Source organism: Limnohabitans sp. 2KL-27, assembly GCF_001269345.1.
GTDB lineage: Bacteria > Pseudomonadota > Gammaproteobacteria > Burkholderiales > Burkholderiaceae_C > Limnohabitans_A.
In genome coordinates, this window is record NZ_CXOP01000002.1 from 2180832 (window position 1) to 2206600 (window position 25769).

The 25769-nt window shown below is 58.9% G+C and carries 25 protein-coding genes; 14 read left to right on the forward strand and 11 right to left on the reverse strand.

From position 1 onward, the window contains the following. Nucleotides 1-20: 20 nt before the first annotated feature. Both LHAB_RS13360 and pgeF read right to left on the reverse strand, forming a co-directional pair. Nucleotides 21-1739 (reverse strand): PHA/PHB synthase family protein, encoded by a 1719-nt coding sequence (locus tag LHAB_RS13360; protein WP_090047141.1) that lies wholly within the window; start codon nucleotides 1737-1739, stop codon nucleotides 21-23. Between the two features lie 312 nt (nucleotides 1740-2051). Continuing rightward, nucleotides 2052-2840 carry a peptidoglycan editing factor PgeF gene (pgeF, locus tag LHAB_RS13370; protein ID WP_090047978.1) on the reverse strand — a complete coding sequence of 263 codons (789 nt, stop codon included), beginning with the start codon at nucleotides 2838-2840 and terminating at the stop codon, nucleotides 2052-2054. A 142-nt stretch (nucleotides 2841-2982) separates the two neighbouring features. Here pgeF and aat point away from each other — a divergent pair, with 142 nt between their 5' ends. From aat to LHAB_RS13385, 3 genes are read left to right on the forward strand one after another with little or no spacing between them, the layout of a single operon-like run. Then, complete coding sequence (aat, locus tag LHAB_RS13375) at nucleotides 2983-3732, forward strand: leucyl/phenylalanyl-tRNA--protein transferase (protein WP_228763430.1); 750 nt, start codon at nucleotides 2983-2985, stop codon at nucleotides 3730-3732. Continuing rightward, nucleotides 3729-4466 (forward strand): arginyltransferase, encoded by a 738-nt coding sequence (locus LHAB_RS13380; protein ID WP_090047149.1) that lies wholly within the window; start codon nucleotides 3729-3731, stop codon nucleotides 4464-4466. The genes aat and LHAB_RS13380 overlap by 4 nt, the downstream gene beginning before the upstream one ends. Nucleotides 4467-4514: 48 nt before the next feature. Next, nucleotides 4515-5294 carry an IclR family transcriptional regulator gene (locus tag LHAB_RS13385; protein ID WP_090047152.1) on the forward strand — a complete coding sequence of 260 codons (780 nt, stop codon included), beginning with the start codon at nucleotides 4515-4517 and terminating at the stop codon, nucleotides 5292-5294. A gap of 58 nt (nucleotides 5295-5352) precedes the next feature. Here the strand turns inward: LHAB_RS13385 and LHAB_RS13390 are convergent, their stop codons facing one another. The 6 genes from LHAB_RS13390 to LHAB_RS13415 form a co-directional block, all read right to left on the reverse strand. After that, entirely contained in the window at nucleotides 5353-6447 is a 1095-nt protein-coding gene (locus tag LHAB_RS13390) for a serine hydrolase (RefSeq protein ID WP_369814133.1), read from the reverse strand. 116 nt (nucleotides 6448-6563) lie between these two features. Next, nucleotides 6564-8102: a 2-isopropylmalate synthase gene (locus LHAB_RS13395; RefSeq protein ID WP_090047155.1), complete on the reverse strand. Its 1539-nt coding sequence runs from the start codon at nucleotides 8100-8102 to the stop codon at nucleotides 6564-6566. Nucleotides 8103-8298: 196 nt separating this feature from the next. Next, nucleotides 8299-9114: a CDP-diacylglycerol--serine O-phosphatidyltransferase gene (pssA, locus tag LHAB_RS13400; protein WP_090047158.1), complete on the reverse strand. Its 816-nt coding sequence runs from the start codon at nucleotides 9112-9114 to the stop codon at nucleotides 8299-8301. Between the two features lie 118 nt (nucleotides 9115-9232). After that, on the reverse strand, nucleotides 9233-10249 hold the full coding sequence (ilvC, locus tag LHAB_RS13405; RefSeq protein WP_019425312.1) for a ketol-acid reductoisomerase: 1017 nt from the start codon (nucleotides 10247-10249) through the stop codon (nucleotides 9233-9235). Between the two features lie 40 nt (nucleotides 10250-10289). After that, nucleotides 10290-10781 (reverse strand): acetolactate synthase small subunit, encoded by a 492-nt coding sequence (gene ilvN / locus LHAB_RS13410; RefSeq protein WP_089953931.1) that lies wholly within the window; start codon nucleotides 10779-10781, stop codon nucleotides 10290-10292. 2 nt (nucleotides 10782-10783) lie between these two features. Then, entirely contained in the window at nucleotides 10784-12547 is a 1764-nt protein-coding gene (locus LHAB_RS13415; RefSeq protein WP_090047161.1) for an acetolactate synthase 3 catalytic subunit, read from the reverse strand. A 314-nt stretch (nucleotides 12548-12861) separates the two neighbouring features. On the opposite strand from LHAB_RS13415, the gene LHAB_RS13420 reads away from it, so the two are divergent. Genes LHAB_RS13420 through LHAB_RS13445 form a run of 6 tightly spaced genes read left to right on the forward strand, consistent with a single transcriptional unit; the run spans nucleotide 12862 to nucleotide 16147 of the window. Next, a complete protein-coding gene (locus LHAB_RS13420) occupies nucleotides 12862-13428 on the forward strand; it encodes an RNA polymerase sigma factor (RefSeq protein ID WP_090047164.1) in 567 nt (188 codons plus the stop codon). Further along, nucleotides 13425-13871, forward strand: coding sequence for a DUF3619 family protein (locus LHAB_RS13425; RefSeq protein WP_090047166.1), 447 nt, complete (start codon nucleotides 13425-13427; stop codon nucleotides 13869-13871). Before LHAB_RS13420 ends, LHAB_RS13425 begins: the two co-directional genes overlap by 4 nt. Then, complete coding sequence (locus tag LHAB_RS13430; RefSeq protein ID WP_090047168.1) at nucleotides 13864-14583, forward strand: DUF3106 domain-containing protein; 720 nt, start codon at nucleotides 13864-13866, stop codon at nucleotides 14581-14583. Before LHAB_RS13425 ends, LHAB_RS13430 begins: the two co-directional genes overlap by 8 nt. Next, nucleotides 14580-15122 carry an RDD family protein gene (locus tag LHAB_RS13435; RefSeq protein ID WP_090047170.1) on the forward strand — a complete coding sequence of 181 codons (543 nt, stop codon included), beginning with the start codon at nucleotides 14580-14582 and terminating at the stop codon, nucleotides 15120-15122. Before LHAB_RS13430 ends, LHAB_RS13435 begins: the two co-directional genes overlap by 4 nt. 18 nt (nucleotides 15123-15140) lie before the next feature. Continuing rightward, nucleotides 15141-15542, forward strand: coding sequence for a diacylglycerol kinase (locus LHAB_RS13440; RefSeq protein WP_090047173.1), 402 nt, complete (start codon nucleotides 15141-15143; stop codon nucleotides 15540-15542). Nucleotides 15543-15547: 5 nt separating this feature from the next. Further along, nucleotides 15548-16147, forward strand: a complete 600-nt coding sequence (locus LHAB_RS13445) for an LOG family protein (protein ID WP_090047175.1) — start codon at nucleotides 15548-15550, stop codon at nucleotides 16145-16147. A gap of 42 nt (nucleotides 16148-16189) precedes the next feature. Here the strand turns inward: LHAB_RS13445 and LHAB_RS13450 are convergent, their stop codons facing one another. Beyond that, nucleotides 16190-16528 carry a P-II family nitrogen regulator gene (locus LHAB_RS13450; RefSeq protein WP_090047178.1) on the reverse strand — a complete coding sequence of 113 codons (339 nt, stop codon included), beginning with the start codon at nucleotides 16526-16528 and terminating at the stop codon, nucleotides 16190-16192. A 35-nt stretch (nucleotides 16529-16563) separates the two neighbouring features. Further along, nucleotides 16564-18237, reverse strand: coding sequence for an NAD+ synthase (locus LHAB_RS13455; RefSeq protein WP_090047180.1), 1674 nt, complete (start codon nucleotides 18235-18237; stop codon nucleotides 16564-16566). A 4-nt stretch (nucleotides 18238-18241) separates the two neighbouring features. On the opposite strand from LHAB_RS13455, the gene LHAB_RS13460 reads away from it, so the two are divergent. Then, nucleotides 18242-19429: a GNAT family N-acetyltransferase gene (locus LHAB_RS13460; RefSeq protein ID WP_228763431.1), complete on the forward strand. Its 1188-nt coding sequence runs from the start codon at nucleotides 18242-18244 to the stop codon at nucleotides 19427-19429. 80 nt (nucleotides 19430-19509) lie between these two features. Here the strand turns inward: LHAB_RS13460 and ppa are convergent, their stop codons facing one another. Beyond that, nucleotides 19510-20046, reverse strand: a complete 537-nt coding sequence (ppa, locus tag LHAB_RS13465) for an inorganic diphosphatase (protein WP_090047183.1) — start codon at nucleotides 20044-20046, stop codon at nucleotides 19510-19512. Between the two features lie 216 nt (nucleotides 20047-20262). Here ppa and LHAB_RS13470 point away from each other — a divergent pair, with 216 nt between their 5' ends. The 4 genes from LHAB_RS13470 to mobA all read left to right on the forward strand — a co-directional run bounded on the left by LHAB_RS13470 (nucleotide 20263) and on the right by mobA (nucleotide 25741). Then, nucleotides 20263-22332, forward strand: a complete 2070-nt coding sequence (locus tag LHAB_RS13470) for a sodium-translocating pyrophosphatase (RefSeq protein ID WP_090047187.1) — start codon at nucleotides 20263-20265, stop codon at nucleotides 22330-22332. Nucleotides 22333-22448: 116 nt separating this feature from the next. After that, nucleotides 22449-23882 (forward strand): aldehyde dehydrogenase family protein, encoded by a 1434-nt coding sequence (locus LHAB_RS13475; protein WP_090047190.1) that lies wholly within the window; start codon nucleotides 22449-22451, stop codon nucleotides 23880-23882. 87 nt (nucleotides 23883-23969) lie between these two features. Beyond that, the gene (gene moaA / locus LHAB_RS13480; protein ID WP_090047192.1) at nucleotides 23970-25112 is read left to right on the forward strand and encodes a GTP 3',8-cyclase MoaA; all 1143 of its coding nucleotides are present in this window, start codon (nucleotides 23970-23972) and stop codon (nucleotides 25110-25112) included. Between the two features lie 5 nt (nucleotides 25113-25117). Continuing rightward, nucleotides 25118-25741, forward strand: coding sequence for a molybdenum cofactor guanylyltransferase MobA (gene mobA, locus LHAB_RS13485; RefSeq protein WP_090047195.1), 624 nt, complete (start codon nucleotides 25118-25120; stop codon nucleotides 25739-25741). The last annotated feature ends 28 nt before the right edge of the window (nucleotides 25742-25769 follow it).

Consider the following 25769-nt stretch of genomic DNA (forward strand, 5'->3'; position numbering starts at 1 on the left):
TGTCTCCAGTAAAAAATTGATCAGGCTTTGGCTTTGACGTAACGGCCAGGGGCGGCTTCGATGGCCTTGTATTTGGCAGCTTTGCCATAGGTTTTGGGCGCAGCAATTTGTTTGCCCGCATGGCCCTTGAGCCAGTTCGACCAATCGGTCCACCAGCTGCCGGGCACCTCTTTGGCGCTGGCAATCCAGTCGTTCACATCGGCTGGGAATTTCGAGCCCTCGCTGAGCCAATGGCTGCGCTTTTTGGCCGCTGGCGGGTTGATCACGCCAGCAATATGACCAGAGGCCCCCATCACGAAACGCTTTTTGCCCGGCAGCACTTGGGTGCTGGCATAAGCCCCGCCGATGGGCACGATGTGGTCTTCGCGCGAGCCGTAGATGTAAACCGGCATGTCGACCTTGCCCAAATCGATCGCCTCGCCACAGACCTTGACCTTGCCAGGTTGAACCAGGTTGTTTTCCAGGTAGGTGTTGCGCAGGTACCAGGCGTAGAAGGGCCCCGGCAGGTTGGTCGAATCGCTGTTCCAGTAGAGCAAGTCAAACGGCGGAGGGGTCTCGCCTTTGAGGTAGTTGCCCACCACGTAGTTCCAGACCAAGTCGTTGGGGCGCAAAAAGCTGAAAGTGGACGCCAAATCCTGGCCTTTGAGCAAGCCGCCTTGGCCCATTTGCTGTTCACGGAATTTGACGAAGTTCTCGTCAATGAAGACATCCAGGATGCCGGTGTCGGTGAAGTTGATCAGGGTGGTGAGGAAGGTGGCACTGGCCACCGGCTTGTCGCCGCGTGCGGCCAGCACGGCCAGGGCGGTCGACAAAATGGTGCCGCCCACGCAAAAGCCCAAGGCGTTGATTTTGGGTGCGCCGGTGATGGCCTGCACGGTGTGGATGGCCTCGATGGCGGCGTGCTCGATGTAGTCGTCCCAGCTCTTTTGCGCCATCGACTCGTCGGGGTTGCGCCAGCTCACCACAAAGGTGCGGTGGCCCTGGCTCACCGCGTAGCGAATGAGCGAATTTTCGGGTTGCAGGTCCAGGATGTAGAACTTGTTGATGCAGGGAGGCACCAACAAAAACGGCCTTTCATAGACCTTGGCGGTCAGTGGCTTGTATTCGATGAGTTGGAAAAATTCGTTCTCAAAAACGACCGCACCCTCGGTGGTGGCGACGTTCTTGCCGACTTCAAACAGGCTCTCGTCGGTCATGGAGACATGGCCTTGCTGCATGTCGTGCATCAGGTTTTTCATGCCTTTGGCGATGCTCTCGCCTTGGGTTTCAATGGCTTTCTTTTGCGCTTCGGCATTGAAGGCCAAAAAATTGCTGGGCGCGGCAGCCGCCACCCATTGCTCCACGGCAAAGCGGATGCGGCTGCGCGTTTTTTCATCCGATTCCACCGCATCGGCCAGACCCATCAGAATCCGGGCATTGAGCAAGTAAGTGGCGGCATTGAAGGCCGCCATCGGGTTGGAGGCCCACGCATCCCCCGAAAAACGACGGTCCTTGACCTGCAAACTGTTGTTCAGGCTCTGATTCCACAAATCAGAGGCGTCTTTGAAATACTGCCCTTGCAGAGCCTGGAGCTTTTCAGGCGAGAATTTGACTTGCGGCACGTTCGCATCGGCACCAGCTTTCAGCCCACCGAGGTCGATGGTTTGGAAATGCTGCATCGCCTGCCCCCAGCTTTTGGTCAGGTTTTGCTGAAAACCCTCACTCATGCTGGACCAGTAATCTGGCATCGATGTGCTCATGCTTGCCTCCAATAAATGGTTTTTTTGGTATCTGCTACCTTCAGTATCTGTCAATTTGTTGTCACCTAAATTACAAAGCGCAAAAAAATGTATTTGATCGTTATCGCCTGGCTCTACGTGACCTTGCTGATGGGCTTGGCTGAAGCATTTAGTACCCAGGGCACCGTGTTGGGTGCCATCATCACTTTCCTTCTGTACGGGGTTTTACCCATGTCATTGCTCGTCTACCTGATGGGCACGCCTTTGCGCCGAAAGGCCCGGCAACAGACCGAGCAAAAGCAAAGGGCACAGCTTGAGACCCCACCCTCCAATTCATCGGGTGAGCCAGATGCAGGCCGCCATGCGGCCAGTCTGCCCGAGGACTCGGCTGTCTCGCCGGTGAGAAAAGAACCTTGACTCCTGCGTGACGGTGCACCAGGAGGGTTGGCTGTCGTTGCCAAAAACCCGGTCCAGGCCACGTTGGCGCAATCGCCACCGAGCAAGGCCTGCCAAATCGGCCAACCATTTACCAGCCAGCCCAGGTGTGAAATACCCGGCCGCCTCGGGGTCGTGCATGCAAAAAGCTGCCCGAACCTCTGCCCCGACTTCAAAGGCCTGAGGACCAATACAAGGGCCCAGCCACACCAGAATGCGGTCTGGTGGCGTGTCCCGCAAAGCGGGTTGATCGAGCAAGGACTCCAAGACACCCCTACCGCCCTCACCCGCCAGGCCGCGCCAGCCTGCATGGGCAGCAGCCACCCATTGGCCTGACGTGTCACACAACAAGACGGGCAAACAATCGGCCACCATGATGGTGCATGCCACCCCAGAATTCACCGCGACACTCGCATCCGCCTCGGTGCCGTCCACACTGTGGGCATGAAGCACCACAGAGCGATGGCCATGCACCTGTTTGAGGAAAACGGGACGATGGCCGATGGCCTCTTGGAGGCGCTGGCGATTGAGTTCAATGTCCTGCGACTCGTCCCCCACATGGTCCCCCAGATTCATGCTGTCCCAGGGGGCTCGGGATACGCCTCCGCGCCGATCGGTCATCAAAGCCTGAACGTGGGCTGGCGCAGGCCACTCGGGTCGCAACCAATGGGCGGGTAGTGGTGTCATCACACTGAAAAAAAATAAAAAATGCGACTTGGGCATCGCTGTGCTGTGGAGGATAAACCCAAAAAAATGGCGATCCCATGCAAAAGCGACAAGAAATGCGTACCCGTTCAGGTGTAATGCACCCATGCCGAGCACCACACCCATGCCTGAATTGAGCTGGATTGAAGCGGACCAGGCCCTTCCACCCGTTCACCTGGCTTGGGGCCCACAGTCGTCCGCCCCGGGCTTGCTGGCAGCCGGTCAAGACCTGTCGGCCGCACGTTTGCTGGAGTCCTACAGCCATGGGGTCTTTCCCTGGTTCAGCGATGGCCAGCCCGTTCTGTGGTGGAGCCCCGACCCCCGAATGGTCTTGCGTCCGCTCGATTTCCGCTTTCAACGTTCACTGCGCCAATCCCTCAAGCGCTGGCTGCGCCAACCGGGTTTTTCGCTGACATTTGACCGCGATTTTGGCCAGGTCATTCGCCGTTGCAGCGCCTCCCCCAGACCCGGTCAAAACGGGACATGGATCGTTCCGACCATGGTGCAGGCCTACGAAGACTTGCATCGCGCAGGCTACGCGCACAGTGCCGAAGTCTGGCTCGATGGCGAGCTGGTTGCCGGCTTGTATTTTGTGGCGCTGGGCCATGCCGTTTTTGGCGAGTCGATGTTCACGACCATCAGCGATGGCTCCAAGATGGCTTTGGCTTGTCTGGTCAGTGTGTGCTTGGCGCATGGCGTTGCCATCATCGACTGCCAACAAAACACCGCGCACCTGGCATTGCTGGGCGCCCAAGAAATCCCCCGCAACGATTTTGTGGCCAGTGTCCAACAAGAGCGTCTAAAGCCCCCCATAGACTGGGGACAGCAAACTTTATACTGGAACACGTTGACGGCTTTGGACATCCCGTTGTGACCCATCTCAAAGATCTCCCCATTCAGGCTTTGCAGTTTTACGCAACGGCGCCTTATGCGTGCAGCTATCTGCCTGAACGATTGGCGCGCTCTCAGGTTGCAACGCCCAGCCATCTGATCCAAAACGAGGTCTACTCTGACTTGGTGGAACAAGGCTTTCGCCGCAGCGGGATGTTCACCTACCGCCCCTATTGCGACGGCTGTCAGGCCTGCCAACCCTTGCGGGTCAAGGTCGACGCTTTCAAGCCGGACCGCAGCCAACGGCGCGCCTGGCGTCAACACCAGCAGATGCAGGTTCGGGTGCTCGATCTGCAATTCGATCCTGAGCATTACGCTTTGTATTTGCGCTACCAGACCCGCCGTCACCCGGGTGGGGGTATGGACCAGGACAGCGTGGACCAATACAACCAGTTTTTACTGCAAAGCCGGGTCAATTCGCGCATCGTGGAGTTCCGCGAGCCCACCAGTGAAGGCACCTTGGGCGCTCTGAAAATGGTCAGCATTGTGGATGTGTTGAACCATGGCCTGTCAGCGGTTTACACCTTCTACGAACCCGAAGAGCAAGCCAGCTATGGGACGTTCGGTGTGCTGTGGCAAATTCAGCAGGCGGCAAAACTGCAGCTGCCCTATGTGTATTTGGGTTATTGGATTGAAAGCAGTCCCAAAATGAACTACAAATCGCGCTTTGAACCCTGTGAAATACGTGTTCATGGTGAATGGCGAGCACCGATCTGACAGGCTAAATTTTCACAGTGTAAAATTTGGGCATCGCCAGACGACACCATGAAAAAAGACCCCGCATTCACGCCATCGCCCACCATCCAAGTCATAGAGCGGATGTTTTCGCTGATTGACGTGCTCGCATCTCGGGAAGAGGCCATTTCCCTGAAGGAAATCAGCGAAAAAACAGGCCTGCACCCCTCGACCGCACACCGCATCTTGAACGACCTGGCCACCGGCCGATTTGTCGATCGCCCCGAAGCGGGCAACTACCGCCTGGGCATGAGGCTTCTGGAACTGGGCAATTTGGTCAAAGGCCGGCTCAATGTGCGCGATGCAGCGCTCGCTCCCATGCGCGAATTGCACAAGCTCATTCAGCAACCTGTGAATCTCAGCATGCGCCAAAGCGATGAAATCGTTTACATCGAGCGCGCCTACAGTGAACGCTCAGGCATGCAGGTGGTTCGGGCCATCGGCGGGCGTGCACCTTTGCACCTGACCTCGGTGGGCAAACTTTTCCTGGCAGCAGATGACCCTCTGCGTGTTCGCTCTTATGCCACCCGCACGGGCCTGCTGGGCCAAACACGCAACAGCATCACGCAGCTGCAAGTCCTTGAACGGGAGCTGACACGCGTCAAGCAGCATGGCATTGCCCGCGACAACGAAGAGCTGGAGTTGGGCGTACGCTGCATCGCAGCTGGCATCTACGACGACCAAGGCAAGCTGCTGGCAGGCTTGTCGATCTCTGCGCCTGCTGACCGCCTGGACGAGGGATGGCTGCCCAAGCTGCAGGCCACGGCCCATGAAATCAGCAAAACATTGGGTTATCACGGCGACCATTGAGGCGCTTGACCCCATGAAAAAAGGCCTCTGAGAGGCCTTTTTTCATGGGACTGGCGGGTCAGCCGGGCTGGCGTTCGGCCAAAGCCGAATGCCTGACACCTGAGGCGCCCGATGACTTTTCCAACCAGCGGCGTACACGCTCTGCATCGGCAGTGCGGCTGAGTTTGCCTGCCGAATCCAAAAACACCATGATCAGTTTGCGCCCGGCCACTTGCGCCTGCATCACCAAGCACTGACCCGCTTCAGAGATGTAGCCGGTTTTTTGCAAACCGATGTCCCACTCGGCGCTTTTCACCAAGCGATTGGTGTTGTTGTACTGGAGGGTTCGACGTCCGACTTCGATCTCTCGGCCATGCGATGTGGACAGTTCACGCAAAACAGGTTCTTGGTAGGCCGCCCCCACCAAAACGGCCAGATCACTGGCGCTGGACTGGTTTCGGCTGGACAAACCCGTGGGCTCCACATAGCGTGTATCGGACATGCCCAAATTTTGTGCACGGGCATTCATACGCGAGACAAAAACAGCCAATCCACCCGGAAAACTTCTGCCCAAAGCATGTGCTGCACGGTTTTCGCTGGACATCAAAGCCAGATGCAACAAGTCACCCCGGCTGAGCACCGTGCCCACAGCCAAACGGGAAGAACTGCCTTTTTCTGTGTCCACATCGGCCTGGGTGATGGTGATCATCTCGGACATGGGCAATTGGGCCTCTGAAATGACCAAGCCGGTCATCAGCTTGGTCAAAGAGGCAATGGGCAAAACGGCATGGTCGTTTTTGCGGAACAAAACTTCCCGGGTGTCTTGGTCAATGACCAAGGCCACGCTCGAGCGCAAATCCAGAGGATCGTTGGCACTGTGAAGACCAGCCATTTGCCCGTAAGACGCACGCATGGGCACGGCCTTGCGGTTGGCTGCCCCAGGGCGCTGGCCTTTGGTTTTTTGAGCAACCGTCTGCTTCTTTTTCTGAACGGTTTTGGGCGCACTTGCAACCGGGCGCTTTTTGGCATTGGCAGTATTGTTTTGCGCCAGCACCGTGGTGGGCCATGCGGATACGGCCAGCAACACCCCTGCGGTCAAAGCGGCCAACAGACTTTGAGGCCATCGGCCGCTGGCCATTGGGGTGAAGAGTGCAGTCAATCGCATCAGGGGCATCATCATGGCGTCATTGGGTTAATTCCCGCAAGTTTACCCAAATAAAAAAAGTCACGCAAGAACAATAACTTGCGTGACTTTATTGAAGCCAGACAGTACGTCTAAATGCTTAAATCTCAGCCTTGGGCTGCCACCCTGTCAGCCTTGCTTTGCAACTTATTGAGTGCACTCAGATACGCCTTGGCAGAGGCCACGACGATATCGGGGTCAGAACCGACGCCATTGACCACACGACCACTGTTTTGGAGTCGTACTGTGACTTCGCCCTGACTTTCGGTGGAGCCACTGATGGCGTTGACCGAATAAAGCACCATCTCGGCGCCACTTTTGACATGGGACTCGATGGCTTTCAAAGAGGCATCGACTGGGCCATTGCCATCCGACTCGGTGCGGACTTCCTTGCCCTCGACCGTGAAAACCACGGCCGCATGAGGACGCTCACCGGTTTCGCTGTGCTGCGACATCGAGACAAAGCCGTATTGCTCTTTTTCAGCGGTCACGCTCTCGTCACCCACCAACGCCAGGATGTCTTCGTCAAAAATTTCGCTCTTGCGGTCGGCCAACTCCTTGAACTTGGCAAAGGCGTTGTTGATTTCGGTTTCGCTGTCGAGCGTGACGCCCAAATCTTGCAAACGCTGTTTGAAAGCATTGCGGCCGCTGAGCTTGCCCAGCACGATCTTGTTGGTGGTCCAACCCACGTCCTCGGCGCGCATGATTTCATAGGTGTCACGCGCCTTGAGCACGCCATCTTGGTGAATGCCCGAGGCGTGGGCAAAGGCGTTGGCCCCGACCACCGCCTTGTTGGGCTGCACCACAAAACCCGTGGTTTGGCTGACCATGCGGCTGGCCGCCACGATGTGGCTGGTGTCAATGCCGATATCAAGGCCAAAATAGTCGCGTCGCGTCTTGACGGCCATGACCACTTCTTCGAGTGAGCAATTGCCCGCGCGCTCCCCCAATCCGTTGATGGTGCACTCCACCTGGCGCGCGCCGCCGATCTTCACGCCCGCCAGGGAGTTGGCCACCGCCATGCCCAGATCGTTGTGGCAGTGCACAGACCAGATGGCTTTGTCCGAGTTGGGAATGCGCTCGCGCAAGGTGCGGATGAACTCGCCGTACAACTCGGGCACGGCATATCCCACGGTGTCGGGCACGTTGATGGTGGTGGCGCCCTCGGCAATCACCGCTTCGAGCACACGGCACAAAAAGTCCATGTCGCTGCGGTAACCGTCTTCGGGACTGAACTCGACATCGCCCACCAAATTGCGCGCAAAGCGCACCGATTGCTTAGCCTGTTCAAACACCTGATCAGGTGTCATGCGCAGCTTCTTCTCCATGTGCAAAGGGGAAGTGGCGATGAAGGTGTGAATGCGGCCGCTGTTGGCGCCTTTGAGGGCCTCGGCAGCGCGCGCAATGTCCCTGTCATTGGCACGGGACAAGGAACAAATGGTGGAGTCCTTGATCGCGTCGGCAATGCTTTTGACGGCCTCGAAATCACCGTTGGAGCTGGCGGCAAAACCGGCTTCGATCACATCCACGCGCAGACGCTCCAGCTGGCGGGCAATGCGCAGCTTCTCGTCGCGGGTCATGGAGGCACCGGGCGATTGCTCGCCATCGCGCAAGGTGGTGTCGAAAATAATCAGTTTGTCAGTCATGTTCACTCCTGGTCAAAAACCCGCAAGTCCAAGCAAAAATGCAAAAGGCCCGATGCGGATGGCATTCGGGCCTTTTGGGAAAATGTTTGCGTGTGCTACACATCCCGCCCGAGAGGCGCTAGCAGTAGTGCAAACAAAGAAAAGTTCATGAGAATACTGTAGCACAGTTCAAAACAAGCTTTCTCGTGCACATGACTCACTGGTGCAAGCCGCGCTCTTCTGGCTCATCGGTTGAGGTACTGATCATGCTGGTCGGTTGACCTTTGGCCTTGCGCCAAACATAAATCACATAACCGCTCAAACCATAGGCGACAAAAACGCCAAACAACACGGTTGGGGGGTCGATGTTGACCACCGCAATGCCCAAGGCGACCAGAACGAGTGTGGCGAAGGGCACGCTCTTTTTCATGTGCATGTCCTTGAAACTGTAAAACGGCACATTGGTCACCATGGTCAGGCCCGCAAACAAGCACACAGCAAACATGCCCCAGGACACGGCTTTGGCGGGCACGGCGTTTTCAAACATGATCCAGACAAAACCCATCACCAAAGCCGCTGCAGCTGGCGAGGGCAAGCCCTGGAAATAACGCTTATCGACCACGCCCGTATTGACATTGAAACGCGCCAGGCGCAGCGCCGCACAAGCGCAGTAAACAAAAGCCGCAATCCAGCCCCAACGACCGAGCTCCTTCAGGGTCCAGACATAGGCGATCAAAGCGGGCGCGGCACCAAAGGACACCATGTCGGAGAGCGAATCCATTTGCTCACCAAAGGCGCTTTGGGTGTTGGTCATGCGTGCCACTCGGCCATCCAGGCTGTCGAGCACCATGGCACTGAAGATGCCCACTGTGGCCAAGTCAAAACGGCCATTGATGGCCATCACGACGGCATAAAAACCAGCAAACAGGGCAGCCAAAGTGATCATATTGGGCAGCATGTAGATGCCCTTGGAGGGCTTGCGCACCGGTGCTGGGCCCTCTGCGTCTTCAGCGGTGTCGTTGGCTTTGTTCATTGTCCATTCCTGTTGTGGTTTTTTGGATCCATCCCATGTCAGCAGAGTTTAAGGCAGACCCAGCGCCCAAGAAAAAGGCCACCTGAGTGGCCTTTTCCAATATTGCCCAAAGGACCGATCAGTTGCGGGTCTTGTCGACCAGCTTGTTCTTGGCGATCCAAGGCATCATGGCGCGCAGTTGGGCGCCCACGACTTCGATGGAGTGCTCAGAAGTCAAGCGACGACGCGCGGTCATGCTGGGGTAGTTGGTCTTGCCTTCCAAGATGAACATCTTGGCGTATTCACCCGTCTGGATGCGCTTCAAGGCATTGCGCATGGCGACGCGCGACTCCTCGTTGATGACTTCAGGACCGGTCACGTACTCGCCGTACTCGGCGTTGTTCGAGATCGAGTAGTTCATGTTGCCGATGCCGCCTTCGTAGATCAGGTCCACGATCAGCTTCAACTCGTGCAAGCACTCAAAATAGGCCATTTCAGGGGCGTAACCGGCTTCCACCAGCGTCTCGTAACCCATCTTGATCAGCTCAACCGCGCCACCGCACAGAACAGCCTGCTCGCCGAACAAGTCGGTTTCGGTCTCTTCTTTGAAGTTGGTCTCGATGATGCCGGCCTTGCCGCCACCGTTGGCCATGGCGTAGCTCAGGGCCAAAGCGCGGGCCTTGCCGCTCTTGTCCTGGTGAATCGCGACCAAGTGGGGCACGCCGCCGCCTTGGGTGTAGGTGTTGCGCACGGTGTGGCCTGGGGCCTTGGGGGCGACCATCCACACGTCCAAGTCTTCGCGGGGCACAACTTGGTTGTAGTGCACGTTGAAACCGTGGGCAAAAGCCAGCGAGGCGCCTTGCTTGATGTGAGGGGCCACGTTGTTGTTGTAGACCTCGGCGATCATTTCGTCGGGCAACAAGATCATGACCACGTCAGCGGCTTTCACGGCGTCATTGACTTCCATCACGGTCAAGCCGGCTTTGCCGACTTTGTCCCACGATGCGCCGCCTTTGCGCAGACCGACGACCACTTTGACGCCGCTGTCGTTCAGGTTCTGGGCGTGTGCGTGGCCTTGCGAGCCATAACCAAGAATGGCAACGGTCTTGCCCTTGATAACGCTCAGATCACAATCTTTGTCGTAAAAAACTTTCACAGGGTTCTCCTTAGGAATAAAACAGGTTCAAGAGTTAAGTTTAGACGCGCAGGATGCGCTCGCCGCGCCCGATACCGCATGCACCCGTGCGCACGGTTTCCAAGATAGCGCTGCGGTCGATCGCCTCCAAAAAGGCGTCGTTCTTCGATTGGTCACCCGTGAGCTCAATGGTGTAGCTCTTGTCGGTGACATCAATCACACGGCCACGAAAAATGTCGGCCATGCGTTTCATTTCTTCGCGTTCCTTGCCCACGGCACGCACCTTCACCAGCATCAGCTCGCGTTCGGTGTAAGCGCCTTCGGTCAGGTCCACCACCTTGACCACCTCGATCAGGCGGTTCAGGTGTTTGGTGATTTGCTCAATCACATCGTCAGAGCCGGTGGTCTGGATGGTCATGCGCGACAGGCTGGGGTCTTCGGTCGGGGCCACGGTCAAGGACTCGATGTTGTAGCCGCGGGCAGAGAACAAGCCCACCACACGGGACAAGGCGCCCGCTTCGTTTTCAATCAATACAGCGATGATGTGTTTCATGATTACAGGTCCTCCACGCCCATGAGCATCTCGGTGATGCCCTTGCCAGCCTGAACCATGGGGAACACGTTTTCAGTCGGGTCCGTGCGGATGTCCAGGAAAACCGTGCGGTCCTTGAGTCTGCGGGCCTCGCGCAAAGCAGGCTCCACATCTTCGGGTTTTTCAACCAAGATGCCGACGTGGCCATAGGCTTCGGCCAACTTCACGAAGTTGGGCAAAGCATCCATGTAGCTGTGGCTGTAACGACCGGAGTAATCAATCTCCTGCCACTGGCGCACCATGCCCAAGTAACCGTTGTTCAGGGCCACCACTTTGATGGGCGTGTTGTATTGCAGGCAGGTCGAGAGCTCCTGAATGCACATCTGCACCGAACCTTCACCCGTCACACAGAACACTTCGCTGTCCGGTTTGGCCAGTTTGATGCCCATGGCATAGGGAATGCCCACACCCATGGTGCCCAGACCACCCGAGTTGATCCAGCGGCGCGGCTCGTTGAATTTGTAATACTGCGCCGCCCACATCTGGTGCTGACCCACGTCCGAGGTGATGTATGCATCGGCGTCCTTGGTCATGTCCCACAAGGTCTCGATGACCTTTTGAGGTTTGATGACTTGGGTATTGCTGTTGTCGTACTTCATGCAATCGCGTTTGCGCCAGCCTTCGACCGTTTCCCACCACTGGGCCAAGGCCTGTGGGTCCGGTTTGAGACCGGACTCGCGGATCATGCCCATGAGTTCTGTCAAAACGTCTTTCACGTCGCCCACGATGGGCACATCCACCTTGACGCGCTTGGAAATGCTGGACGGATCGATGTCGATGTGGATGATCTTGCGGTCCACCGAAGCAAAGTGCTTGGGATTGCCGATCACGCGGTCGTCAAAACGGGCCCCCACCGCCAACAAAACATCGCAGTTTTGCATGGCGTTGTTGGCCTCGAGCGTGCCGTGCATGCCCAACATGCCCAAGAAACGGCGATCGGTTGCGGGGAAAGCCCCCAAACCCATCAACGTGTTGGTGACCGGCGCATTGAGCATGTCCACCAGGGCGCGCAGCTCTGCGCTGGCATTGCTCAGCAAGACGCCGCCGCCCGTGTAGATGTAAGGGCGCTTGGCGGACATCAACAACTGCAAAGCCTTGCGGATCTGGCCGCCATGGCCCTTGCGCACCGGGTTGTAAGAGCGCATCTCGACCGACTCGGGGTAGCCGGTAAAAAGCGTTTTGTTGAAAGACACATCCTTGGGCACGTCCACAACCACAGGGCCAGGACGGCCACTGCGCGCAATGTGGAAGGCCTTTTTCATGACCTCGGCCATGTCCTTGGCGTCTTTGACCAGGAAATTGTGCTTGACGATCGGGCGGGTAATACCCACGGTGTCGCACTCTTGGAATGCATCCAGACCAATGGCCGCAGTGGGCACCTGCCCACTGATGATGACCATGGGGATGCTGTCCATGTAAGCCGTGGCGATGCCAGTCACGGCATTGGTCAGGCCGGGGCCCGAAGTCACCAGCGCCACACCCACCTCACCCGTGGCCCGGGCGAAACCGTCGGCCGCGTGCACGGCAGCTTGCTCGTGACGCACCAAAACGTGCTGAATGGTGTCTTGCTTGTAGAACGCGTCATAAATGTGAAGAACGGCACCCCCAGGGTAACCCCAGACGTACTGCACGTTTTCAGCTTGAAGCGCTTTGACGAGAATTTCTGCGCCGCGCAATTCTTGAGCGCCCGCAGAAGGGTGAGCCGTATCGGCCTTGTTCATTTCCATATTCAACCTTTGTGAATTTCTCTAACGAAAAACCTTGGGTGCCCCTGGGCTCGACTCTTGTGAAGTGGCTTTGGGACTTAAGACCACAGACATGGGCACCAAACTGTAAAAGTGCCGGACGGTGATCCGTTTGCTTTTTTTCAATTGCAATCGCGCATTATCGCATTTGTAAAGCGCCCTTCCCGAATTTCGGGGTGCGCCGTCATCGGATGCCATAATTCAGACCCACCGGGCTGTGACCCACTTCGGTCATCAGGTCCAAACCATTTCCATCAAACTGGCAAAAGCACCGCTGACACGGGCGCTCAAAAAAGTTGGCATCCGACTCCGAACTCTCAGAATTTCTGAAAAATATGGAAAAGAAAGCGTTCAAACGCGCTTTCTACCATGTTCGGAACGAGGATGCGGCCCTGGACATCCTGCAAGACAGCATGATGAAGCTGTGCACCAACTACGCCGACAAACCTGTCGGCGAGTTGCCTTTGCTGTTTCAGCGCATCCTGTCGAACACCATGCTGGACTGGTTTCGCAGGCAAAAAACCCGCAATGCCGTTTTCACCAATTTGGGGGATTTCGGCGGAGCCGATGCAGAGGGTGACTTCGACCTGCTGGAAGTAACCTCTGACAGCTCAGGCGAGGTTGCGCACGAAAGCGCCGAAGCATGGCTCGGCCGAATTCAGACGCTGGAACACATTGAAACAGCCGTCATGGCACTTCCGGCACGTCAACGAGAAGCCTTCCTGCTGCGTTATTGGGAGGAGCTGGATGTTGCAGAGACAGCTGCAGTGATGGGCTGCTCAGAAGGCAGCGTCAAAACCCATTGTTCTCGGGCCATTCAAGCCCTGAGCCAAACATTGGGAACTCAAGGAATCAGACCATGAAATACCCCAACACAACGACCGAGCAAACCATGGACCGATGGGGACAGTTTTTTTCACAACAACTGACCCTGGCCACCCCGGATTTGCCACATGACATCAGCGAACGGCTGCGCGTGGCCCGGCAGTTGGCTGTGGCTCAGCGCAAGCCGCTGTTGCAGTCACGGAGGGCGAAAAGTGCACACATCAACAACAACGGTACCTTGACCGCTCCAGCCGATGAAGGCCTGAGCGTTTGGAGCATCTTGGCTTCTGCCGTGCCCCTGCTGGCTTTGGTGATCGGTTTGATGGCCATTCAATGGGTCCAGCAGGACCACATCACATCTGAAATCGCTGCGACCGACTCGGCCTTGCTCACCGACGAATTGCCACCTGATGCCTATACGGACGCTGGTTTTGCCCAGTTTTTGAAGCAGGGCCTGGGCACCAGCAAGACCCATGACTGATCTGTTAGCCAACTGCCCAAAGTGCCTGATTGCCGCCCTGAAACTGGGTGGCGCTTGGCTTTTGTCGGCTGGTTTGAGCACCGTGGCGGCCCAATCGACACCTGCGCAGACGCCTGCGGCTGTGCCGGCTCAGGCCAGCACAGCACAAGTTCAGCCCCCCCCTGTTTCAAAGGCGTGGCAGCAACTGACCCCCAAACAAAAGCAAGCCTTGGCACCTTTGGGTGCCCAATGGGGGGCCTTGACTGGACGTCAACAAAATAAATGGCTGGCGATTTCAACCAATTTCACGCAGCTGTCCGTGGCGGACCAGATCACCATGCATGAGCGGATGGCCGACTGGGTGGCCCTGAGCCCTCAGCAACGCAATTTGGCGCGTCTGAACTTCAACAAACTTCAGAATTTGCCCAAAGAAGACAAAAAAGCCAAATGGGAGGCTTACCAAGCGCTGTCCAGCGAAGAAAAACGCCTGCTGTCGGCCGGCTCCACGGTCTTGCCCAAGAATGCGGCGCCCACCGCCAAACCCCTGGAGCCTCATCGCCAGGTCCAAACACCCCTGAAATCGGCTCCTGGCAATACGCCAGCAGCCCCCATCGCCATCGACCGCAAAACCCTTCTGCCAAGGCCTGCTGCGATGGCAGCGCCTACGCAAGAAGTGCCTTCGACGGAGACGCCAGAGGGCGGTCGGCCAGCCACAGAAACAGCCCCCTCATGACGCAAAACGGCTCGCCCCCCTCAACTGCCCTGGACCTCTCACCCCCCTCCATCACCCGCCGCATGGCCTGCTGGCTCTATGAAGGCATGCTGCTGTTTGGTGTGATGGTGTCCTCCGGCTTGGTTTATTTCATCGCGGCCTATTGGCTGACTGGCCTGGCGCCCGGTGACATGAGCCTCCACCCCCAACTGAAATCCGGACTGCAAGCCATCAGCTTTCTCGTGCTGGGGATGTATTTCATCTGGATGTGGCGCCGTGGCCAGACTTTGGCCATGAAAACCTGGCGCATTGAAATGGTGGATCTGCAGGGCCAACGCGTGAGCCATCAACTCGCGCTCAAGCGTTATGTGTCCAGCTGGCTCTGGTTCATTCCGCCCTTGGCTGTGGCTGCACCCTTGCATTTGTCTGTCATCGAAATCACGTTTTTGACCGCGGCTTGGGTGGCTGTCTGGGCCCTCCTCAGCCGCTTTCATCCGCAGCGCCAGTTCTGGCATGATGCGCTCGCGGGAACGCGTCTGATCACCGCTCGCCCAACTTGAACACGCTGAGCACCCTTCATGCAAGACCCGTCCTCCCCTCACTCAGAAGTCAACCCTCAAAAAGCCCGTCAAGGCCTCAACCGCATCGTGCATGCAGGGGGCTATTCCATCCAAGGCCTGATGGCTGGTTGGGGCGAAACGGCCTTTCGCCAAGAAGCCATGTTGGCCATGGTCTTGCTGCCACTGGCTTTCTGGCTGGGGCAAGGCTGGGTCGAAACGGCCTTGCTCGCCGGATCGGTCATCCTGGTCTTGGTCGTGGAATTGCTCAACACCTGTGTGGAGTCGGCCATTGACCGCATCGGTCCGGAGTGGCATGACCTGTCCAAACGCGCCAAAGACATGGGCAGCGCAGCCGTTTTGCTCAGTTTGCTGTTGTGTGGCGGCATTTGGGTCGGCGCACTTTGGCAGCGACTGGCTTGAAGCCCATGCAAGCCAAGCCTACGACACCCCCTTTCTCCATCTGCGTCTATTGCGGCTCCAAACCCGGCAACTCGCCTGAATTTGCACAGGTGGCAAGACAAGTGGGCACCTGGATCGGTGCACATGGCGGCCAATTGGTCTATGGTGGCGGGCGCAACGGCCTGATGGGCCTGGTGGCCGAAGCCACGCTGTTCGCAGGTGGCACCGTGGTGGGCATCATCCCAAAGGCATTGGTCGAAAAGGAATGGGCGAACCACGGCTGCACTGAGCTGCATGTGGTGGACACCATGCACGAGCGCAAACGCCTGATGGCCGAGAAGGCCGACGCGTTTTTGGCTTTGCCCGGGGGCATTGGCACCTTCGAAGAACTTTTTGAAGTCTGGACCTGGCGGCAACTGGGTTACCACGACAAACCCGTGGGCATCCTCAACAGCCAAGGCTATTACGATGGTCTGATGACCTTCATCGACCAAGTGGTCAAAGAGGGCTTCATGTCCGATTGGCAAACCGGACTGGTGAGCGTGGGGACCGCGCCTCAGGACTTGCTCCAAGCACTGGTGGAAGCGGCGGGTTTTTCACCCACGGCCAAACTCGAACTGCTTTGAATTGAAGCGAATGACAGGCCTGTATGCCCAGGCCCGTACCCCTCAAATCGCGGTTTCGTCTTGCTCGCCGGTGCGGATGCGCACCACACGCTCAACCGAGGTCACAAAAATCTTGCCGTCACCGATCTTGCCCGTGCGGGCGGCTTTGACAATGGCGTCGACACAGCTGTCGACGTCTTCGTCCTTGACGACCACTTCGACCTTGACCTTGGGCAAAAAATCCACCACGTACTCTGCACCCCTGTACAGCTCGGTGTGGCCTTTTTGGCGGCCAAAACCTTTGACTTCGGTCACCGTCAGGCCGGTCACGCCACATTCGGCCAAACCTTCGCGCACTTCTTCGAGCTTGAAGGGTTTGATGACAGCAGTGATCTGTTTCATGGGTGAAATCCTCAATAAATGGTGTTGGCCCGAACTCAGGCGCGGAATTTGTTGGTCATAGGATAACGCCAATCTTTGCCAAAACTGCGGTGGGTCACGCGAATGCCCACAGGGGACTGGCGGCGTTTGTATTCGTTGAGCTTGATGAGGCGCGTGACTTTTTCCACATCTGCGCGCTCAAACCCATCGGCAATCAAGGCCTCCACACCTTCGTCATTTTCCATGTAGCGTTGAATGATGGCATCCAGCACTTCGTAGGCCGGCAGGCTGTCCTGGTCTTTCTGGTCCGGGCGCAACTCGGCGCTGGGCGGGCGGGTGATGATGCGCTCCGGGATCGGCTGGCTGCCGCATCCATAGGGGTCGTTCAGGTTGCGCCAGCGGGCCAGGTCAAACACGCGGGTCTTGACCACATCCTTGATGACCGCAAAACCGCCCGCCATGTCGCCATACAAGGTGCAGTAACCGGTGGCCATCTCGCTCTTGTTGCCGGTGGTCAGCACAATCGCCCCAGTCTTGTTGGACAGGGCCATGAGCAAAGTGCCACGAATGCGCGCCTGGATGTTTTCTTCGGTCGTGTCCTCTTTGAGCCCCTCAAACTGCGCCGAAAGCGCTTGTTTGAAACCGTCAAACAAAGGCGCGATCGAGATTTCGTCGTAAGGCACATTCAGGCGTTTGACCATCTCACGCGAGTCGATCCAACTGATGTCGGCCGTGTAGGGAGAGGGCATCATCACCGCGTGGATTTTGTCAGCCCCGATGGCGTCCACCGCAATGGCCAGCACCAGCGCGGAATCGATGCCGCCCGACAGGCCCAAAATCGCGCCCTTGAAACCGTTTTTGCCCAAGTAGTCACGCACGCCCAGCACAAGCGCATCCCACAATTCGGCGTCGGCATCGGCCATGGGCACCAGGGCCTCGGGCGCAGCGCTCAAGTCCACACTCGATGCCGTGGGCTGAACCTGCACCGTCATGGCCGCTTCACGAAAGCCTTCGGCCCTTGCCACCGCCTGGCCCTGGGCGTTCAGGGCAAAAGAGCGGCCTTCAAAAATCACCTCGTCTTGCCCGCCGACCAGGTGGGCATAAATCAGGGGCAAACCGCTGTCGGCCACGCGCTCGCGCATCCGTTGCTCACGCTCCGGGCCTTTGCCCGCATGGAAAGGTGAAGCGTTCAACACCGCCAACACCTGAGCCCCCGCGTCACGCGCCAATCGGGCCGGCTCGTCAAACCAAGCGTCTTCGCAAATGAGCAAGCCCACCCGCACGCCCTCGACCTCAAACACGCCTACACCGTTGCCGGGGGTGAAATAGCGGCGCTCGTCAAAGACCTGGTAGTTGGGCAGCTCGCGCTTGTCGTAAGCGCAGACCACCTGTCCCTCGCACAAGACGCTCGCGCGGTTGTGGCGGCGCGTCACCGCCACGCTGCGGGTGCGCAGGCCGCCGCCTTCGGGGTGGCCCACCACCACATGCAAACCCTTTAACCCAGCCAGTTCGCGGGCCACTGTTTTCAGGGCATCATCACAGGCGTCCATGAAGGCGGGGCGCAGCAACAGGTCTTCGGCCGCGTAGCCGCAAATCGACAACTCGGGCGTCAGCACCAGGCGCGCACCGTCGGCATGCGCCCGGGTGGCGAAATCGATGATCTTGCGGGCATTGCCCGGCATGTCACCGACAACAAAGTTGAGCTGGGCCACACGAATTTGGAGAGTCATACAGGTGCTGGAAAATGTGAGCTTGAATTATGTCACCCGGGTGCAAGACGACCTGAGTGCCATCGCGCCCGAGGCTTGGGACGGCTTGCTCGCCCAGCAGGATGCCCCATCCCCCTTCATGCGGCATGCCTATTTGTCGGCCCTGCACGCCAGCGGCTCGGCCGTGCCCGAGACCGGTTGGACCCTGCAAGTGATCAGTTTGTGGCACGACACCCCCACAGGCCCCACATTGGCCGCCGCCTGTCCGCTCTACCTCAAGACCCATTCACGCGGCGAGTATGTGTTCGACCACGCTTGGGCCGACGCCTACGAGCGCCATGGCCTGAACTATTACCCCAAGGCCCTGCTGGCCTCGCCCTTCACGCCCGTGCCCGGCAGCCGTTTGCTGGCCGAAAGTGCTGCCGCTCGGCAAGCGCTGCTGGCCGCCTTGCTGGATTTGTGTCAAACCAACGAGATCCCCTCGCTGCACATCCTGTTTGGCAGCCCGCAAGACCTGCAGGCCTGCGAACAAGCCGGGCTGCTGCAGCGCAGCCAGGTGCAATTCCATTGGCAAAACCAAGGCTGGCGCGACTTTGATGACTTTTTGGGCAGCCTGAACCAGGAAAAGCGCAAAAAGATCCGGCAAGAACGCCGCAAAGTGGCTGAAGCTGGGGTCAGCTTTCGCGCCGTGCGTGGCCCCGACATGACGGGCGATGACTGGGCCTTGCTGTTGCGCTGCTACCAGCAAACCTATTGGGAACACGGCAACGCGCCGTATTTGACCCCAGCGTTTTTTGAATCGATGCGCACCGACATGGCCGCCAATTGGCTGCTCTTTGTGGCTGAACACGAGGGGCAAGCCATTGGCATCAGCCTGATCGGCTTGCACCTGAACGCCGCTGGCCAGCCCGAAGTGGCCTACGGCCGTTACTGGGGGGCGCTCGCGCGGGTGGACTGCCTGCACTTTGAGGCCTGTTACTACCAGCCCATCGCGTGGTGCATCGCCAATGGCGTCAAGCGTTTTGAGGGCGGAGCCCAAGGCGAACACAAAATGGCCCGCGCCCTGCTGCCCACCCCCACCCACAGCGCCCACTGGCTGGCGCATCCGGCGTTTTCTGAGGCGGTGGCGCGGTTTTTGGAGCGGGAAAAAGCAGGGGTGGAGAACTACCTGGAAGCGCTGCAGCAGCACTCGCCATTGAAGAAGGCCCCATAAAAAAACGCCAGCGCGGCGCAAACCGGGCAGGCGTTCACAGTGTGGCAAGCGCTCAAGGGGCGAGCGCTCAACCAGCCGCATCAGGCCTTGGTTTTGTTGTAGGCCGCGATGCCGTCCAAAATTTCCTTGTGGGCAGAGTCCTTGCCTTCCCAGCCCAGCACTTTGACCCACTTGCCTTTTTCAAGGTCTTTGTAGTGCTCAAAGAAGTGGGCAATCGCGTTGCGGCGCATCGCGTTCACATCCGAGATGTCTTGCCAGTGGTCGTACATCGGCAAAATTTTGCTGGTCGGCACAGCAATCACTTTGCCGTCCACTCCGGCCTCGTCTTCCATCATCAAAATGCCCAAGGCGCGGCAGGGCACCACCACACCGGGGTGCAAGGCGTAAGGGGTGATCACCAACACATCCACCGGGTCTCCGTCGCCAGACAGGGTTTGGGGCACGTAACCGTAATTGGTGGGGTAGTGCATGGCGGTGGTCATGAAACGGTCCACGAACAAGGCGCCGGTTTCCTTGTCCACTTCGTACTTGATCGGATCGGAGTTCATCGGGATTTCGATGATCACGTTGAAGGTCTCGGGTGCTTTGCTGCCGGGGGTCACGTTGTCGAGGGACATCTTGCGGGTCTCTTTGTGAAAAGTTAAGAAAAAACGGAATCGCTAGGGATTAACCCCGATTTTACTTTCACAGGCCTTGCGCAAATCCCCATACAGCCTCTTTAATGAATTGTTGGCCAATCGTTCTCAAGTTTCGGGGACTGAGGAAGCAACGCCGTGGAGGGGTCTCCAGTGCGTTGCCCCTCTGTTCTGCGACAACCATCGAGGAGTTCAACGATGACAGGAAATTCAGCGCTCATTTTGGCGCTCGTATGTGGTCTTATTGCCGTGGCTTACGGCATTTGGGCCCGAGGGTGGATCCTTTCTCAAGATGCTGGCAATGCCCGGATGCAGGAAATTGCCGCTGCCATTCAGGCTGGTGCGGCGGCCTATCTGGCGAGGCAATACAAAACCATCGCCATCGTCGGCGTCGTGCTGGCCATCTTGATGGGCATCTTTCTGGATGGCATCACCGCCATCGGCTTCGTGATCGGCGCGGTGCTTTCTGGCGCGTGCGGTTTCATCGGCATGAATGTGTCGGTCAAAGCCAACGTTCGCACGGCACAGGCCGCCACCAAAGGCATTGGCCCAGCGCTCGACGTGGCGTTTCGGGGCGGTGCCATTACCGGCATGCTGGTGGTGGGTTTGGGTCTGTTGGGTGTGTCCGGTTTTTACTGGTTTCTGGTGGGCAACGGCAACCTGACGCCCGACAAGAACCTGGCCAATTTGCTCAACCCCCTGATTGGCTTTGCCTTCGGCTCTTCGCTGATCTCAATTTTTGCCCGACTGGGCGGCGGCATTTTCACCAAGGGTGCAGACGTCGGGGCTGACCTGGTGGGCAAGGTGGAAGCGGGCATTCCCGAAGACGACCCGCGCAACCCGGCCGTGATTGCCGACAACGTGGGTGATAACGTGGGTGACTGCGCGGGCATGGCTGCCGATCTGTTCGAGACCTACGCGGTCACACTGATCGCCACCATGGTGCTGGGCGCATTGCTGGTTTCGGCAGCGCCGGGTCAAGCCGTGCTGTACCCGTTGGCCTTGGGCGCGGTGTCCATCATCGCCTCCATCATTGGCTGCTTCTTCGTCAAAGCCTCGCCGGGCATGACCAATGTGATGCCCGCGCTCTACAAAGGCCTGGCCATCTCGGGTGTGCTGTCGCTGATCGCCTTTTACTTTGTCACCACATGGTTGATGCCCGACAACGCCCTAGGCGCTGCGGGCAGCCAAATGAAACTGTTTGGTGCCTGCACCGTGGGCTTGGTGCTCACGGCCGCCTTGGTCTGGATCACCGAGTTCTACACCGGCACGCAATACGCCCCGGTGCAGCACATCGCCCAGGCTTCGACCACCGGCCACGGCACCAACATCATTGCCGGTTTGGGCGTGTCCATGCGCTCCACCGCCTGGCCGGTGATGTTCGTCTGTCTGGCCATCTGGACGGCGTATGCGCTGGGTGGCTTGTACGGCATTGCCGTGGCGGCTACCTCCATGCTGAGCATGGCGGGCATCGTGGTGGCGCTGGACGCCTATGGCCCCATCACCGACAACGCGGGCGGCATTGCCGAAATGGCTGAAATGCCCAGCAGCGTGCGCGACATCACCGACCCGTTGGATGCAGTGGGCAACACCACCAAGGCCGTGACCAAGGGCTACGCCATCGGCTCGGCAGGCCTGGCCTCGCTGGTGCTGTTTGCCGACTACACGCACAAACTGGAAGCGTACGGCAAGGCCATCAGTTTTGACTTGTCCGACCCTCTGGTCATCATTGGCCTGTTCATTGGCGGTCTGATCCCCTACTTGTTCGGGGCCATGGCCATGGAAGCGGTGGGCCGGGCAGCAGGCAGCGTGGTGGTTGAAGTGCGCCGCCAGTTCAAGGAGATCCCCGGCATCATGGAAGGCACGGCCAAGCCCGAGTACGGCAAAGCCGTTGACATGCTGACCACGGCCGCCATCAAGGAAATGGTCATCCCGAGCCTGCTGCCCGTGGTGGTGCCAGTGCTGGTGGGCTTGATCCTGGGGCCCAAGGCGCTGGGCGGTCTGCTGATGGGCACCATCATCACCGGCCTGTTTGTGGCGATTTCCATGTGCACCGGCGGCGGTGCTTGGGACAACGCCAAAAAATATATCGAAGACGGCCATCACGGCGGCAAAGGCTCTGACGCCCACAAGGCAGCCGTGACCGGTGATACGGTGGGTGACCCTTACAAGGACACCGCTGGCCCTGCCATCAACCCACTGATCAAGATCATCAACATCGTGGCCCTGCTGATTGTGCCGCTGGTGATGAAGTTTCACGGGGGCTGATGGGCCCTGCGGTTTAAAAGGCCCGCTTTGGCGGGCCTTTTTTTGCCCGGCTGCGCCGCAAAGGTCGATGTCCCATGGGTGATTTTCAAAATCCTGCCCGGTTTCACAATAGCCCCATGCAATTGAATCTCATCGCCAACCAATCCGTCCCTGCCCTGGCAGGCCAAACCATTGACGTGCTCGACCCGTCTGACGGACAAGTGTTCGAACAAATCCCGCGCAGCCAAGCGGCCGACATCGATGCCGCTGTGGTGGCGGCGCGAACGGCCTTTAATGGTCCTTGGGGCAAGCTGAGCGCCATGGAGCGGGGTCGCCTGCTCATGAAGCTGTCGCAAAAAGTGAGCGAGCACGCCGCCGAACTGGCCGCGCTGGAGCAGCGCGACTGCGGCAAACCCACTAAACAGGCCGCTGCCGATTCGGTGGCTTTGGCGCGTTACTTTGAGTTTTATGCCGGAGCATGCGACAAGCTGCACGGCGAGACCCTGCCCTACCAAAACGGTTACAGCGTACTGACCTGGCGCGAGCCACACGGCGTGACGGGCCATGTGATCCCCTGGAACTACCCCATGCAAATTTTTGGCCGCAGCGTGGGTGGCGCTTTGGCTGCGGGCAATGCCTGCGTGGTCAAACCCGCCGAAGACGCGTGCCTGAGCCTGATCAGGGTGGCGCAGTTGGCGGCCGAAGTCGGCTTCCCGGCCGGTGCCTTGAACATCGTCACGGGTTACGGCCACGAGGTGGGTGACGCGCTGGCCCGCCACCCCGGCATCGACCACATCAGCTTCACCGGCAGCCCCCGCGTGGGCACGCTGATCCAGCAGGTGGCCGCCGAGCGCCACTGCCCCGTGACGCTGGAGTTGGGTGGCAAAAGCCCCCAAATCATTTTTGACGACGCTGACCTGGACGCCGCCATTCCCGTGGTGGTCAACGCCATCGTGCAGAACTCGGGCCAAACCTGCAGTGCAGGCTCCCGCGTGTTGATTCAGCAAGGCATTTACGAGCCCCTGCTCAAGCGCTTGGGCGAAGCCTTTGGCCGCCTGCAAGTGGGCTCGGCCAGCATGAATCTGGACTTGGGTCCCCAGATACGCGCCAGCCAGTTGGAGCGGGTCACCGGCTTTTTGGACCAGGCCAAGGCGGATGGCATTGCCACCGTGGCCCAGGGGAAAATTGCGGCGGGTGTGCCTGCGGGCGGCTTTTACCAAGCCCCCACTTTGCTGCGCGATGTGCCGGTGATGCACCGCGTGGCGCAAGAAGAAGTGTTTGGCCCGGTGCTGTCGGCCATGTCCTTCAAAGACGAAGACCATGCCATTGAATTGGCCAACGCCACCGAGTTTGGCCTGGTCGCAGGCATCTGGACACGCGACGGCGGTCGCCAGTTCCGCATGGCCAAACGCGTGCGCAGCGGCCAAGTCTTCATCAACAACTACGGCGCAGCGGGCGGGGTGGAGCTGCCATTCGGTGGCGTCAAGTCCTCAGGCTACGGCCGCGAAAAAGGCCTGGAAGCGCTGCTGGGCTTCACCACCCTCAAGACCGTGGCCATCGCACACGGCTGATCACACGGCTGCCCGTCTGCCGACCAGCACCCCCGGGGAGTCCTTGCCCGGGACTCCCGCTTGGGTTTGAGGGCACAATTGCCACCTATGTCTGAACGCGTCATTCCGCTGGTTGATCAGCGCCATCCCAGCTTGCCTTTGCCCACGCCAATGGCGGGCCAAGACCTGAGCACCTTGCCCCTGGACGGGCTGCGCCGACCGCTGACCGATTTGCGCATCAGCGTGACCGACCGCTGCAACTTCCGCTGCAGCTACTGCATGCCCAAAGAAGTCTTTGACAAGGACTACGCCTACCTGCCGCACAGCCACCTGCTGAGCTTCGAAGAAATCACCCGCATCGCCACCGTGTTTGTGGGCCGGGGCGTACGCAAAATCCGTTTGACGGGTGGTGAGCCTTTGCTGCGCAAAAACATCGAGATCCTGATCGAACAACTGGCCGCGCTGCGCACACCCGACGGCCAGCCGCTCGATTTGACCCTGACCACCAACGGATCGCTCTTGGCCCGCAAGGCCCAAAGCCTGAAAGACGCGGGCTTGCAACGCGTCACCGTCAGCCTAGATGGGCTGGACGACACGGTCTTTCGCCAAATGAACGACGTGGACTTTCCGGTGGCCGATGTGCTGGCCGGGATCGAGGCGGCGCGCGCTGCGGGTCTCCGGCCGATCAAGGTGAACATGGTGGTCAAGCGCGGCACCAACGCGCACGAAATCTTGCCCATGGCGCGGCATTTCAGAGGCACGGGCATTGTGCTGCGCTTCATCGAATACATGGACGTGGGCGCGACGAACGGCTGGCGCATGGACGAGGTGCTGCCCAGCGCCGACGTGATCCGCCTGCTGCAAACCGAGCTGCCTCTGGTGCCACTCGACCCCGCCGCCCCTGGCGAAACCGCCGAACGCTGGGGTTATGCCAATGCACAGGGTGAATACGACCCGTCTTTGGGGGAAGTGGGTGTGATCAGCAGTGTGACGCAGGCCTTTTGCGGCGACTGCAACCGCGCACGCCTGTCCACCGAAGGCCGCCTGTATTTGTGCCTGTTTGCCAGCCAAGGCTTCGATCTGCGCCAACTCTTGCGCGACCCCGCGCAAAGCGACGCCACACTGGCCGCAACGGTGGATGCCATCTGGCGCGGACGCACCGACCAATATTCGCGTCTGCGCAGCCTGCGCGCGCCCGACACCGCCAGCGGCAATGGCCGTCGGGTGGAAATGAGCTACATCGGAGGCTGAAGGCCATGAACCACCACACACCAGGCATCACCGGCCTGATCCTCTCAGGCGGGCGCGGCTCGCGCATGGGCGGCATCGACAAGGGCCTGCAAAATTTTCGTGGCCTGCCCCTGGCCCTGCAAACCCTGATGCGTCTGCAGCTGCAAAGCCTGCCGCTGCAAGAAGTACTGATCAACGCCAACCGCAACCTGTCCGCCTATGAATCGCTGGGTGTGCCGGTGTGGCCCGACAGCATCGACGGTTTTGCCGGGCCGCTGGCGGGTTTCCTCACGGGTCTGGAGCGCTGCGAAACCCCGCTCTTGCTCACCGTGCCTTGCGACACACCGCTGTTTCCGCTGGATCTGGTGGAACGCCTCGAACAAGCCATGCAGGATCAAGCCGCCGACATGGCCATGGCCGCCGCACCCGAGGGCGATGGCGCGGTGCGCCCGCAGCCGGTGTTTTGCCTGCTCAAAACCGAGCTGCTGGAGAGCCTGGTGAAGTTCACCCAAGGCGGTGGCCGCAAGATCGACGCCTGGACCGCTCAGCACCGCTGCGCGATCGTGCCTTTTGACTTGCCCGGCGACAGCCCGCAGGCCTTTGCCAATGCCAACACCCTGGCCGAGTTGCAACAGCTCGAAGCCCTCTGAATTCCTTGGCCACACAATGGCCGCGCCG